At 69.6% G+C, this 12,369-nt stretch carries 11 protein-coding genes, 1 tRNA gene and 1 pseudogene; 6 read left to right on the top strand and 7 right to left on the bottom strand.

Translation table 11 applies throughout. From position 1 onward, the window contains the following. Nucleotides 1–78 precede the first annotated feature (78 nt). The 3 genes from ACFRKB_RS24875 to ACFRKB_RS24885 all read right to left on the bottom strand — a co-directional run bounded on the left by ACFRKB_RS24875 (nt 79) and on the right by ACFRKB_RS24885 (nt 2,382). Complete coding sequence (locus tag ACFRKB_RS24875) at nt 79–552, bottom strand: WhiB family transcriptional regulator (protein WP_383108624.1); 474 nt, start codon at nt 550–552, stop codon at nt 79–81. Between the two features lie 710 nt (nt 553–1,262). Then, nucleotides 1,263–1,336, bottom strand: a tRNA-Pro gene (locus ACFRKB_RS24880). Between the two features lie 107 nt (nt 1,337–1,443). Beyond that, nucleotides 1,444–2,382 (bottom strand): metallophosphoesterase, encoded by a 939-nt coding sequence (locus ACFRKB_RS24885; protein WP_365749667.1) that lies wholly within the window; start codon nt 2,380–2,382, stop codon nt 1,444–1,446. Nucleotides 2,383–2,459: 77 nt separating this feature from the next. Here ACFRKB_RS24885 and ACFRKB_RS24890 point away from each other — a divergent pair, with 77 nt between their 5' ends. After that, entirely contained in the window at nt 2,460–2,924 is a 465-nt protein-coding gene (locus ACFRKB_RS24890) for a GatB/YqeY domain-containing protein (RefSeq protein ID WP_383108625.1), read from the top strand. A 98-nt stretch (nt 2,925–3,022) separates the two neighbouring features. On the opposite strand, the gene ACFRKB_RS24895 is transcribed toward ACFRKB_RS24890, so the two are convergent. Further along, nucleotides 3,023–5,311 (bottom strand): transglycosylase domain-containing protein, encoded by a 2,289-nt coding sequence (locus ACFRKB_RS24895; protein ID WP_383108626.1) that lies wholly within the window; start codon nt 5,309–5,311, stop codon nt 3,023–3,025. Between the two features lie 397 nt (nt 5,312–5,708). On the opposite strand from ACFRKB_RS24895, the gene ACFRKB_RS24900 reads away from it, so the two are divergent. Continuing rightward, nucleotides 5,709–6,053, top strand: coding sequence for a WhiB family transcriptional regulator (locus ACFRKB_RS24900; protein WP_030353248.1), 345 nt, complete (start codon nt 5,709–5,711; stop codon nt 6,051–6,053). 291 nt (nt 6,054–6,344) lie between these two features. Here the strand turns inward: ACFRKB_RS24900 and ACFRKB_RS24905 are convergent, their stop codons facing one another. Together ACFRKB_RS24905 and ACFRKB_RS24910 are read right to left on the bottom strand one after the other, a co-directional pair. Further along, nucleotides 6,345–7,691, bottom strand: coding sequence for an ArsA family ATPase (locus tag ACFRKB_RS24905; RefSeq protein ID WP_383108627.1), 1,347 nt, complete (start codon nt 7,689–7,691; stop codon nt 6,345–6,347). Further along, on the bottom strand, nt 7,688–8,653 hold the full coding sequence (locus ACFRKB_RS24910) for an ArsA family ATPase (RefSeq protein WP_383108628.1): 966 nt from the start codon (nt 8,651–8,653) through the stop codon (nt 7,688–7,690). The genes ACFRKB_RS24905 and ACFRKB_RS24910 overlap by 4 nt, the downstream gene beginning before the upstream one ends. A gap of 72 nt (nt 8,654–8,725) precedes the next feature. Here ACFRKB_RS24910 and ACFRKB_RS24915 point away from each other — a divergent pair, with 72 nt between their 5' ends. The 4 genes and pseudogenes from ACFRKB_RS24915 (at nt 8,726) to ACFRKB_RS24930 (ending at nt 11,477) form a co-directional block, all read left to right on the top strand. After that, nucleotides 8,726–8,887 (top strand): DUF4177 domain-containing protein, encoded by a 162-nt coding sequence (locus tag ACFRKB_RS24915; protein WP_014178397.1) that lies wholly within the window; start codon nt 8,726–8,728, stop codon nt 8,885–8,887. Next, the gene (locus tag ACFRKB_RS24920; protein WP_383108629.1) at nt 8,884–9,354 is read left to right on the top strand and encodes a RidA family protein; all 471 of its coding nucleotides are present in this window, start codon (nt 8,884–8,886) and stop codon (nt 9,352–9,354) included. Before ACFRKB_RS24915 ends, ACFRKB_RS24920 begins: the two co-directional genes overlap by 4 nt. A gap of 243 nt (nt 9,355–9,597) precedes the next feature. Next, a pseudogene (locus ACFRKB_RS24925) lies at nt 9,598–10,443 on the top strand (NUDIX hydrolase); the annotation flags it as partial. 203 nt (nt 10,444–10,646) lie between these two features. Beyond that, nucleotides 10,647–11,477 carry an MBL fold metallo-hydrolase gene (locus ACFRKB_RS24930; protein WP_383108630.1) on the top strand — a complete coding sequence of 277 codons (831 nt, stop codon included), beginning with the start codon at nt 10,647–10,649 and terminating at the stop codon, nt 11,475–11,477. Between the two features lie 117 nt (nt 11,478–11,594). On the opposite strand, the gene ACFRKB_RS24935 is transcribed toward ACFRKB_RS24930, so the two are convergent. Further along, nucleotides 11,595–12,269, bottom strand: coding sequence for a Crp/Fnr family transcriptional regulator (locus ACFRKB_RS24935; RefSeq protein WP_030353254.1), 675 nt, complete (start codon nt 12,267–12,269; stop codon nt 11,595–11,597). Nucleotides 12,270–12,369: the final 100 nt, after the last annotated feature.

Here is a 12,369-nt window from a genome sequence, read left to right on the forward strand (position 1 = left end):
GGGCGCGGGGTACCGCCGGAAATGAAGGGTCTGTGTGAATGCCGCCAGCGGAGCTTGGTCCGCTGGCGGCCGGTCGTTTCAAGCAGTGGGGGGCAGGTGTGAGCGCTTCCCGAGCTCGTACAGGTCGCTGCGAATCGACCTCTCGGCGTGCCCGAGCAACCGTGCGATGATCGCCGTCGGCACATTCAGGGCGTACAGCTCAGCCACCCGTCGACGCCGTTTGGCGATCTCGCCGGTCTTCCGCCACTTCTTACGCCGCTCCTCGGCGGTCTCCCCGGCCAGAAATACGTGCTCGTCCCGGCCGTCTTGGGCGTAACGGCGGCAGCCATCCAGCAGTGGGCACGTATGGCACATGGCCCGGGCCTGCGGGATGTCCCGCTTCGGTACGGCCGGCTCCCCGTCGAAGGCTGCCTGCTGCACCCTCATATCGGGGAACCGCTTCAGGTCCCACGTGCTACACGCGGCCTCACCCAAGGGCGGTCCGAAGGGCTCCATCGCCCAGAACAGGGCCTCCGGTGGAAGTACGTTCTCGATCTCGTCGTGGGGCTCCACGGCGCTCCTCCTCAGACCACGGGTCGCGTGGCGTGTGAGGACGAGGGGGTCACACCCACGTTCCCTTGATCGTTGCTTGGCGCCGTTCGAGTCTCTGGACGTGCGAGACGATCAGTACTGGGCGATTCCCAAGTCCCGTCGCGTGCCTGCGCCGTTCGGCGCTCGCACGGCCTGCGGAGTGACCCCCGAAGCGAATCCACCACCAGTGTGGCCCTAGACTCCGCTGAAACGGCAGAATTGGAGGGGGCGTTCGGGAAGAACCTGGCGAACTCGCCTTCACGGTGGCTGTGTTCTGGTAGGCGAAGGAGGGGCGAATGGGCCTCTCGTCCGGAGGCCGAGCGACTCACAGCGCACGGTGACTTGTGCCCCGGGAACAGCGACAGGCCCGATCGCGCCGTCATCTCTACCGCCGTGCCGCGCGAGGGCGACGGCAGTGTCTGAGGCATCGTGCTGGGCGGGAGCCTCGGGACCACGTCCATCCGGGACGCGCGACATCGTGAGGTGGTCTATTCGTGGCGCCCGGGCGGCCCAGGGCGCCCCCCACTCTGCCGGACCAGCTGCCACGCCTCATCCCCAAAGCGCGGCGGCATCTGGGCCACGGGGAGCCGTGACCTGAACTCGGCTCCCAAACGGCTCCCAAAACGTCCCATGGAACCACTCAGGGGCCCGACCCGCGAAGCGGATCAGGCCCCTGACCTGGTACTACGGCGTCGGGGTGGCGGGATTTGAACCCACGACCTCTTCGTCCCGAACGAAGCGCGCTGCCAAGCTGCGCTACACCCCGATGTCGCCCGTGTCGCGGCGACATCGATTACTTTAGCCCACCGCTGGCCGGAGACGAAATCCGGTTTCGGGGCCCGACGGCGGCAGCGGTGGGGTCGGCCCCGGTGGTCAGGGGCGGGGCGTCAAGGTCAGGAGCGTGGCTTCCGGGGGGCAGGCGAAGCGGATCGGGGTGTAGCGGTTGGTGCCGCACCCTGCCGAGACGTGGAGGTACGCGGTGTGGCCGCCGGAGCGGTGGGTGGAGAGGCCCTTGACGCGGTCCGTGTCGAGGTCGCAGTTGGTGACCAGCGCTCCGTAGAAGGGGATGCAGAGCTGGCCGCCGTGCGTGTGGCCCGCCAGGATCAGCGGGTAGCCGTCGGCGGTGAAGGAGTCCAGGGAGCGCAGGTAGGGGGCGTGCACCACGCCGATCGAGAGGTCGGCGTCCGCCTCGGGGCCGCCCGCGACCCGCTCGTACCTGTCCCGCTTGATGTGCGGGTCGTCCACGCCCGTGAAGGCGATCTCGTGGCCGTCGATCTTCAGCCGGCCCCTGGTGTTGGTCAGGCCCACCCAGCCCGCCGCGTCGAAGGCGTCGCGCATCGGCTCCCACGGGTTGTGTACCGCGTGGACGGCCGGGGCGTTGCCGTTCAGGCCGTGCCGGCCCTGGGCCTTCTCGAAGAGGTAGCGGGCCGGATTGCGGAGCTTCGGGCCGTAGTAGTCGTTCGAGCCGAAGACATAGACACCCGGGAACTCCATCAGCGGGCCCAGCGCGTCCAGTACCTCCGGTACGCCCTCCGGGTCCGAGAGGTTGTCGCCGGTGTTCACCACGAAATCGGGGCGCAGCCCGGCCAGCGACTGGAGCCAGCGCTGTTTCTTGCGCTGTCCGCTCACCATATGGATGTCGGAGACCTGGAGAACCCGCAGGTCACGCATGCCGCGCGGCAGCACGGGCACGGAGATCCGGCGCAACCGGAACGAGCGAGTCTCGAAGCCCGCGGCGTAGGCGAGGCCGGCCGCGCCGACCGCCGCGATGCCTGCGGTGATTTTCAGGGGAACCCCGTAGCGTGCGCGCATGCGCCCATCGTCGCAGACGCCGTACGGGCACGAAATCCGCGGGCGGGTCCGGCTCAGCACCTGCCACACTTGGCCTTATGACCAGCCTTAAGTCCAAGCTGAAGGAAGACCTCACCGAGGCCATCAGGGCGCGTGACGAGCTCCGCTCCGCCACGCTCCGGCTGACCCTCTCCGCGATCACCAAGGAGGAGGTCTCGGGCACGTCCGCGCGCGAGCTCTCCGACGACGAGGTGCAGAAAGTGATCGCCAAGGAGGCGAAGAAGCGCCGTGAGGCGGCGGAGGCCTTCGCCCAGGGAGGCCGCGCCGAGCAGGCCGAGCGGGAGAAGGCGGAAGGCGTGCTCCTCGACGCGTATCTGCCGAAGCAGCTGACCGACGAGGAGCTGGCCACGATCGTCGCGCAGGCCGTCGAGGAGGCCAAGGGCGCCGGAGCCGAGGGCCCGCGCGCCATGGGCGCCGTGATGAAGATCGTGAACCCGAAGGTGGCCGGCCGCGCCGAGGGAGGCCGGGTGGCCGCCCTCGTGAAGCGCTCCCTCGCCAGCTGAACCCCTGGATCCGGCTGAACCCCTGGATGACGAGAAGGGGCGCCCCATCCCGTCGGATGGAGCGCCCCTTCGTCATTCAGGGGTTCAGTTACCGCGGTTTACGGGAAGCCCCCGCCGCCGTTGCCGTTCCCGCCGTTCCCGTTGCCCTGGGACTGGTTGCCGCCGATCAGGCCCGGCGGGATCGACATGTCCGGGAACGGATCCGTACCACCGTTGCCGCCGTTGTCGCCCGGCTTGCCGTCGCCCCGGCCGCCGTTGCCCTGGCCGCCGTTGCCCTGGCCCCGGTTGTCCCCGCCCGGCTTGTCGGGGTCCCGGCCCTTCGGCGCGTCCGGGATGTCGACCGTCGTGAAGCCGGGGGCGGGCTTGCCCTCCAGCGCGCCGGACACCGCGTCCTTCCAGATCGGACCCGGGACCTGACCACCGAAGACCTTGTCGTGGTACTCGCCCCCGATCGTGATGTTCTCCATCTCGACCTGCTGGGACGGGCTGCCGACCCAGACCGCGCCGGACATGTTCGGCGTGTAGCCGACGAACCACGCGTTCTTACGGGCGTCCGTCGTACCCGTCTTACCGGCGTTGTCGCGGCTCGTCAGGCCGGCCGCCTCACCCGTACCGGAGTCGACCACGCCCTTCAGCAGCGTGTTGATCGTGTCGGCGGTCCGCTCCGACATGGCCTGGGAGCAGCTCGACTCCGGCACCTTCAGGCTCTTGCCCGTCGCCGTCTTGATGGAGTCGATGGCGATGGGGGTGCAGTACGTGCCGCGGTTCGCGAAGGCCGCGTACGCGCTGGCCATCCGCAGCGGCGAGATGCCCTGTGAGCCCAGGGTGAGGGCCGACGGCGACTCGGGAAGCTTCTTGCCGTCGCCCTGGACCACGCCCAGCTTGGCGATCGTCTCCGTCACGGGGCAGAGACCGATTTGCTCTATCATCTGCACGAAGTACGTGTTGACGGACTTTTCCATCGCCTCCCTCAGCGCGTACGGCCCGACCTCCGACTCGTTCTCGTTCTCGGCCGTGTCGCCCTCCGTGTTGACCCACGGCTTGCCGCTGCACGTCTGGATCGAGGCCGGGTACGGCATCTGGTAGGGCGCCGGATACGACTGGGTCGGCGGGACACCGCGCTCGATGGCCGCCGTCGCGAGGAACGGCTTGAAGGTCGAACCGGTCGGGAAGCCGTAGTTCGAGCCGCCCATGCCCTTGTCGACCGAGAAGTTGATCTGGGTCTCGTTCTTGCCGAAGCCGTACGGCTTGGACTGCCCCATGCCGAGGACCTTGCCGGTGCCCGGCTCGACCAGGGTCACCGCCGCGGCGACCTTGTCGCTCTGGTTGACGTGATCCTTTATCGACGCCTGTACCGAGCTCTGGGCCTTCGGGTCGAGTGTCGTGCGGATCGTCAGACCGCCCTGGTTCCAGACCTTGGCCCGCTCCTTGCGGTCCTTGCCGAAGACCGGGTCGGTCAGGAAGACCTCGCGTACGTAGTCACAGAAGAAGCCCGCACCGGCGACGGCCGTGATGCAGCCGTTCGCGGGACGGCTCACCTTCAGCTTGATCGGCGTGGCCTTGGCGCGGTCGGCCTCCGCCTGGGAGATGTCGCGGACGTCGGCCATCCGCTGCAGCACGGTGTTGCGCCGCTTGGTGGCCTCCTCCTCGTCGTTGACGGGGTCGTACCGGCTCGGCGACTGGACGATGCCCGCGAGCATCGCCGCCTCTTCGAGCTTCAGGTCCTTGGCCGGCTTGGAGAAGTAGCGCTGGGCTGCCGCCTCGATCCCGTAGGCCTGCTGCCCGAAGAAGGTGATGTTCAGATAGTTCTCAAGGATCTTCTTCTTGCCCAGCTCTTCCTCGACCTGGATCGCGTACTTCAGCTCCTGGATCTTGCGGCCCAGGGTCTGCTGGGTGGCCTGCGCGACCTTGTCCGGGTCGTCGCCGGCCTCCTCGACGAAGACGTTCTTCACGTACTGCTGGGTGAGCGTCGAGGCGCCCTGGGCGACGCCGCCCGACTGCGCGTTGCGGTTGACCGCGCGCAGGACGCCCTTCAGGTCGATGGCCCCGTGCTGGTAGAAGCGCGAGTCCTCGATCGCGACGATCGCCTTCTGCATATAAGGGGAGATGTCCTTGAGCGGGACGACGGTACGGTCACGTGAGTAGACCGTGGCGATACGGCCGCCCTGGGAGTCGAGGATCGTGGTCCGCTGACTCAGCGGCGGCGTCTTGAGGTTGGCGGGGATCTCGTCGAATCCCTCGACTGTCCCCTTGGCGGCGAGCCCCAGCGCCCCGAAGGCCGGCAGGGCGATTCCCGCGAGCACCGCTCCCGCGAGCACGCTGACACCGAGGAACTTGGCGGCCTGCTGGGTCCCGGTCAGACCCCCGCCCGAGCGCTTCTTTGGCATGAGGGCAGCCTACGTTCTCAATCGCCGGACACGCGTCAAGGCTCTGGCCTAAGCTGTCCCCAACTGTCACAGCAGTGCGGTGGTGTATCAAGCACCCGGCGTGAACTTTCCGTGAACCCGAAACACGGAAAACTGATGCCCGAATCCTCCGCACCGGGCATGGGATGCCCGTTGTGGCTCAAGCGAAATACCCGACTTTGTCGGATGTGCCGGTTATGCCCTCGGCTCACTCCCCTGGGTGATCTGCCGCGTACGCATAGTCCGTTCGGACCATTCAAGATTGGGCCCGAAGGGGGTGTTGCGCTGTGCCCGCCTTCCGTAACGTCCTCAACTGGCAACGGTGAATATGCCGCTGCCGCCGTGGGGGAGCCTCGATTCGGGAGAGGACGGCGCCAGCATGGGCTGGGTAACCGACTGGAGTGCGCAGGCAGCTTGCCGCACTACCGATCCAGATGAACTGTTCGTGCAGGGTGCGGCGCAGAACAGGGCCAAGGCGGTGTGCACCGGATGTCCGGTGCGGACGGAGTGCCTGGCTGACGCGCTGGACAATCGCGTCGAGTTCGGCGTGTGGGGTGGAATGACCGAGCGGGAGCGCCGCGCGCTGCTGCGCAGGCGACCGACCGTCACCTCGTGGCGCCGGCTGCTGGAGACCGCGCGTACGGAGTACGAGCGCAGCGCGGGCCTGCTGCCCGTGGGCTTGGAGGACGACGAGACGTACGAGACGTACGCGGCGGTGGGGTAGTGGTGGGGTAAACGGGGCAAACCGGAAGCTGCTCACCCCTGACCCTGCTGAGAGCGCCATGACTCGGCGCTGAAGTGGGCAGCACTCCGGGTGTGTCGTGCCGGGCAGGGAACGCCGATTGCGGTGTGTCAAACGCGGTCTGCCGATCGCGGTCTGCCTAACACAGTGCGTCGAACGCGGTCCGCCGATCGCGGTGTGTCGATTACGGCGTATGCCGAGCACGGTGTGCTGAACGCGGCGTGTCGGGCATGTCGCGTCGAAGCGGAACCCACGCGACTCGCCGTACGGTGCTCAGCTCGCCGTGCCACCCGTGCTCGTCGCGCCACCCGCCGCGAGGCGATCCGCGATGGCCCTGAGCCCGGCAAGGTCATGAACATCGCCGGGCAGAGCCGGGACCTCCGCCACCGCCACCTCGGGATGCAACGCCGTGAAGCGGTCGCGCGTGCGCTCTTCACGCGCGAGCACCTGCATCCGTTCGGCATGCAGGCGCAGCAGACCCGCCGTCAGCTGTTCCACAGTTGTGACAGACGCGACCGATTCGGGTGCGGCCGAGGCGGCGGGCATGGGGGATACGTCGGATTCATCACGTGCGGGGGCTTCAAGGGGCGGCTCGTGCGTCTCGGCGGCTCCGGGAGAAGAGCCTTCCGGGACTGCACTGCCACGACTCTGAGCATTCCCGGCCTCCTGATCCACAATGCGGCCGTCTTCAAGATTTTCCGCCGCGGCCCGCGCCCGCTCCGCCGACAGCCGCGCCGCCCCGCTCCCGTGGACACGGTTGAGCACCAGCCCGGCCAGCGGCATCTCCTCGGCCGCCAGCCGCTCCACGAAGTACGCCGCCTCCCGCAGGGCGTCCCGCTCCGGCGCCGCGACCACCAGAAACGCCGTCCCCGGCGCCTGAAGCAGCCGGTACGTCGCGTCCGCGCGCGTGCGGAATCCGCCGAACATTGTGTCCATAGCGGTGATGAAGGTCTGCACATCGCGCAGGAATTGGCCGCCGAGCAGCTTTCCCAGCGTGCCCGTCATCATCGACATACCGACATTCAGGAACTTCATCCCCGCCCGGCCGCCCATCTTGGCGGGCGCCATCAGCAGCCTGATGAACTTCCCGTCGAGAAAGGAACCGAGCCGCTTCGGCGCGTCCAGGAAGTCCAGCGCGGAGCGCGACGGCGGTGTGTCGACGATGATCAGGTCCCAGTCGTCGCGGGCCCGCAGCTGCCCCAGCTTCTCCATCGCCATGTACTCCTGCGTGCCTGCGAAGCCGGCCGACAGGGACTGGTAGAACGGGTTCTCCAGAATGGCCCGCGCCCGGTCCGGGTCCGCGTGCGCCTCGACGATCTCGTCGAAGGTCCGCTTCATGTCGAGCATCATGGCGTGCAGTTCGCCGGGGCCCTCGACGCCCTTCACCCGCCGCGGCGTGTTGTCGAGCGAGTCGATCCCCATCGACTGGGCCAGCCGGCGCGCCGGGTCGATGGTCAGGACGACCACCTTCCGGCCGCGCTCCGCCGCCCGTACGCCGAGAGCCGCCGCGGTCGTCGTCTTGCCGACGCCGCCCGAGCCGCAGCACACGACGATGCGGGTGGCCGGATCGTCGAGCAGCGGATCGATCGCGAGCGGGGCGGCCGCGGAGTCCAGGGTCATGCGAAGACCTCCCCGAGTTCCCGTAGCTCCCCCGCCAGCCGGTACAGACCGGCGAGATCCATCCCCTCGCCGACCAGGGGGAGTTCGTACGCGGGCAGCCCCAGCCTGTCCAGGACGGCCCGCTGCTCGCGCTCCAGCTCCACGCGCTGCGCGTGCTCAGCGGCCTGGTCGAGCAGCGGCCCGACGAGCTTCGTGGGCGCGGGCACCCCGGCCATGGCGAGGGCCTTGGCGACCTCCTTGCGGCGATCGCCGGCCGCGGCGCGTACGGCGGCCTCGTCCAGGAGATGCGGCCTGACCATGTTCACGATCACCTTGCCGACCCGCAGCTCCGCGCCCCGCAGTTCGGCGATGCCGTCCGCGGTCTCCTGGACCGGCATCTCCTCCAGCAGCGTCACCAGATGCACGGCCGTCTCGGGAGACTTCAGGACCCGCATCACCGCCTGCGCCTGATTGTGTATCGGGCCGATCTTCGCCAGCCCGGCCACCTCGTCGTTCACATTGAGGAAGCGGGTGATGCGGCCGGTGGGCGGGGCGTCCATCACGACGTAGTCGTAGACGAAACGTCCCCTCTTGTCGCGCCTGCGGACCGCCTCGCACGCCTTGCCGGTCAGCAGTACGTCCCTGACCCCCGGCGCGATCGTCGTCGCGAAGTCGATCGCGCCGATCTTCTTGAGCGCCCGGCCCGCGCTGCCGAGCTTGTAGAACATCTGGAGATAGTCGAGGAGAGCGCGCTCGGCGTCGATGGCCAGCGCGAACACCTCGCCGCCGCCCGAGGCGACGGCGATCTTCCGCTCCTCGTACGGAAGGGCCTCCGTCTCGAAGAGCTGTGCGATGCCCTGTCTGCCCTCGACCTCGACGAGGAGCGTGCGCTTCCCCTCGGTGGCGAGGGCGAGCGCGAGGGCGGCGGCGACCGTCGTCTTACCGGTACCGCCCTTGCCGCTGACGACCTGGAGCCTGCTCACGTATTCGAGCCTAACCAGTCGGGCCGCGGGCTACGCACGAGGCCGCCACGCGGTACGACTACAGTCGCCTCCATGACCAAGTGGGAATACGCGACAGTGCCCCTTCTCGTGCACGCGACCAAGCAGATTCTGGACACCTGGGGCGAGGACGGCTGGGAGCTCGTCCAGGTCGTCCCCGGGCCGAACAACCCGGAGCAGCTGGTGGCCTATCTGAAGCGGGAGAAAGCCGCATGAGCGGAGCCGTCGAGGCCACCCTCGCCGAGCTCGGGCTGAGACTGCCCGAGGTCGTACCGCCGCTGGCGGCCTATCAGCCGGCCGTACGGTCCGGCGCGTACGTCTACACCGCGGGCCAGCTCCCGATGGTGGAGGGCAAGCTTCCGGTGACCGGCAAGGTCGGCGCCGAGGTCACCGCGGAGGAGGCCAAGGAACTGGCGGCCACCTGCGCGCTGAACGCTCTGGCCGCCGTGAAGTCCGTCATCGGCGATCTGGACCGTATCGCGCGCGTGGTGAAGGTCACGGGCTTCGTCGCCTCGGCCGCCGACTTCACCGGTCAGCCGGGTGTCCTCAACGGCGCGAGCGAGCTGCTGGGCCAAGTCCTCGGCGACAAGGGTGTGCACGCGCGCAGCGCCGTGGGCGTGGCGGTGCTGCCGCTGGACGCGCCGGTCGAGGTCGAGATCCAGGTGGAGCTGACCGAGGGCTGACGGCTGGGCGAGAGCCGGGCGGGGGCGGGGCGCGGGTCCGGGTGCGGGCCTGCGGCTTCCGGGCGCGTGTTCTGCGCTCGGTGCTTGCCGGGCGGTGTCTGCCGGTTCGTTGAAGACCCTGCCCTGCTCGGTGCGGTACGTGTATGTGGCGCGCATCGGGCGGGATCGTGCTGTGAGTGATGCCGCAACACATGTCGTCCAGCGCCTCTCGAACATCCCCGCGCCAGCGCATAGCATCCGGCCATGCCCAATGGTCAGTGGTACCCGCCCGAATGGCCCGTGCGGATCCGTGCCCTCGCCGCCGGTGAGATCACCCCGATGACTCCCCGGCGGGCCGCGACCGTGATGCTCCTGTGCGACGGTCCAGACGGCCCCGCCGTCCATATGCTGCGGCGCCGTGCCTCCATGGCGTTCGCCGCCCGCGCGTACGCGTACCCCGGTGGCGGAGTCGATCCCCGGGACGACGACCGTACCGTCGGCTGGGCCGGCCCCGGTCGTGACGTATGGGCGCGACGGCTTGGCGTCGACGCCGCGTCCGCGCAGGCCATCGTGTGCGCGGCGGTCCGCGAGACGTACGAGGAGGCCGGTGTCCTGCTCGCCGGGGAGACCGCCGGGACCGTCGTCGGCGACACCACGGGCGACGACTGGGAGGCCGATCGCGACGCCCTCGCCGGGCACGAGCTGTCGTTCGCCGACTTCCTCAACCGACGCGGGCTGGTGCTGCGCAGCGATCTGCTCGGCGCGTGGGCCCGCTGGATCACCCCCGAGTTCGAACCGCGCCGCTACGACACCTGGTTCTTCGTGGCCGCGCTGCCACCGGGCCAGCGGACCAGGAACACTTCCACGGAGGCCGACCGTACGGTGTGGATCCGGCCGGCCGAGGCGACGGAGGCGTACGACAGGGGCGAGCTGCTGATGATGCCGCCGACCGTCGCGACGCTGCGTCAGCTCCAGTCGTACGGTACGGCCGACGAGGCGCTCGCCGGCTCCGACGGCCGCGATCTGACGCCCGTACTGGCCACGGCCCGGATGGAGGGCGAGGAGCTGGTGCTCAGCTGGCCCGGCCACGAGGAGTTCACCAAGCGCGTGGAACCGCGTCCGGGCGAGCAGCGGCCGAATCCGGGCCAGAGCGAGAGCCCGGGCCCGAGTCCGAGCCAGGACCGGGGCAAGGGGCAGGGCCACGGCCAGAGTCCGAGCCAGGGCCAGGGCCAGGGCCAGGGCGAGGGCGAGGGCGAGGGCGAGGGCCAGGGCCAGGGCCAGGGCCAGGCTCATAGTCCGTCCGGAGGCCCCCGATGACCGACGCCGCCGCCCTCCCGGGCCAGCCGCGCGGCGGGGTGCTCTCCGGCCCCGCCACGGCCCGCGCCGTCAACGTCCTCGCCCCGAACGCCTCCGCGATGACCCTCGACGGCACCAACACCTGGATCGTCTCGGAGCCGGACTCGGAGTCGGCGGTCGTCATCGATCCGGGCCCGCTCGACGAACTCCATCTCAAAGCGGTCATCGACGTCGCGGAGAGAGCCGGGAAACGGATCGCGCTGACCCTGCTCACCCATGGCCACCCGGACCACGCGGCCGGCGCGGCGCGCTTCGCCGCGCTCACCCGTACCCCGGTCCGTGCCCTCGATCCGGCGCTGCGCCTCGGCGACGAAGGGCTCGCGGCCGGGAACGTCATCACCACCGGCGGTCTTGAGCTGCGGGTGGTGCCCACCCCGGGGCACACCGCCGACTCGCTCTCCTTCCATCTGCCCGCCGACCGCGCGGTGCTCACCGGGGACACCGTCCTCGGCCGGGGTACGACACTCGTCGCGCACCCGGACGGCAGGCTCGGCGACTACCTCGACTCGCTCCGCCGGCTGCGCTCGCTCACGGTCGACGACGGGGTCCATACGGTCCTGCCGGGCCATGGGCCGGTCCTGGACGACGCCCAGGGCGCGGTGGAGTTCTATCTCGCCCATCGCGCGAACCGGCTCGCCCAGATCGAGACGGCCGTGGAGAACGGGCACCGTACGCCCGCCGAGGTGGTGGCGCACGTGTACGCGGGCGTGGACAGATCCCTGTGGCCCGCGGCCGAACTGTCCGTAAGGGCGCAGCTGGAGTATCTGCGCGAGCACGGCCTCATCTGAGGGACATCTGAGGGACGGCTCGGCCTCAGCTGAGGGGTGAAGAGCTGCTCGGAAGGGGCTCAGCGCCGAAGGGCCCCGCCAGCAGACGGAGCCCTTCGGGAAGTGCGGAGTGGTGTGTCAGCGCGAGCGCTTCGCGAGGCGCTCCACGTCCAGCAGGATCACCGCGCGCGCCTCAAGACGCAGCCAGCCGCGCTGCGCGAAGTCGGCGAGCGCCTTGTTGACGGTCTCGCGGGAGGCGCCGACCAGCTGGGCCAGCTCCTCCTGGGTCAGGTCGTGGACGACATGGATGCCCTCCTCCGACTGGACGCCGAAGCGGCGCGACAGATCGAGGAGCGCACGGGCCACGCGGCCGGGCACGTCGGAGAAGACCAGGTCGGACATCTGGTCGTTCGTCTTGCGCAGCCGGCGCGCGACGGCGCGCAGCAGGGCCGTGGCCACTTCCGGGCGGGCGTTCAGCCAGGGCTGGAGGTCGCCGTGGCCGAGCCCCAGGAGCTTGACCTCGGTGAGCGCGCTCGCGGTGGCGGTACGCGGGCCGGGGTCGAAGAGGGACAGCTCGCCGATCAGTTCGCCGGGGCCGAGTACGGCCAGCATGTTCTCGCGGCCGTCGGGGGAGGTGCGGTGGAGCTTGACCTTGCCCTCGGTGACCACATAGAGGCGGTCGCCCGGGTCGCCCTCGTGGAAGAGCGCGTCACCGCGCGCGAGCGTCGCTTCGCTCATCGAGGCGCGGAGCTCCGCCGCCTGCTCGTCGTCGAGCGCCGCGAAGAGCGGAGCACGCCGCAGAACGTCGTCCACGTGTTCTCTCCTTGTCGACCTGCTCAGGGAACCGTGGTCCCCACCTGCTCCGGGACCGTGGTCCCCATGATGCCGTACGTACCGCTTGTTCTCGGGTGGC

It is taken from the genome of Streptomyces scopuliridis (genome assembly GCF_042790125.1).
GTDB lineage: Bacteria > Actinomycetota > Actinomycetes > Streptomycetales > Streptomycetaceae > Streptomyces > Streptomyces scopuliridis_A.

Coding starts and splice junctions, on each gene's coding strand:
- ACFRKB_RS24895 (WP_383108626.1), bottom strand. CDS start 5,311: ATGCCAAAGAAGCGCTCGGGCGGGGGTCTGACCGGGACCCAGCAGGCC.
- ACFRKB_RS24915 (WP_014178397.1), top strand. CDS start 8,726: ATGACCAAGTGGGAATACGCGACAGTGCCCCTTCTCGTGCACGCGACC.
- ACFRKB_RS24905 (WP_383108627.1), bottom strand. CDS start 7,691: ATGACCCTGGACTCCGCGGCCGCCCCGCTCGCGATCGATCCGCTGCTC.
- ACFRKB_RS24890 (WP_383108625.1), top strand. CDS start 2,460: ATGACCAGCCTTAAGTCCAAGCTGAAGGAAGACCTCACCGAGGCCATC.
- ACFRKB_RS24885 (WP_365749667.1), bottom strand. CDS start 2,382: ATGCGCGCACGCTACGGGGTTCCCCTGAAAATCACCGCAGGCATCGCG.
- ACFRKB_RS24920 (WP_383108629.1), top strand. CDS start 8,884: ATGAGCGGAGCCGTCGAGGCCACCCTCGCCGAGCTCGGGCTGAGACTG.
- ACFRKB_RS24930 (WP_383108630.1), top strand. CDS start 10,647: ATGACCGACGCCGCCGCCCTCCCGGGCCAGCCGCGCGGCGGGGTGCTC.
- ACFRKB_RS24900 (WP_030353248.1), top strand. CDS start 5,709: ATGGGCTGGGTAACCGACTGGAGTGCGCAGGCAGCTTGCCGCACTACC.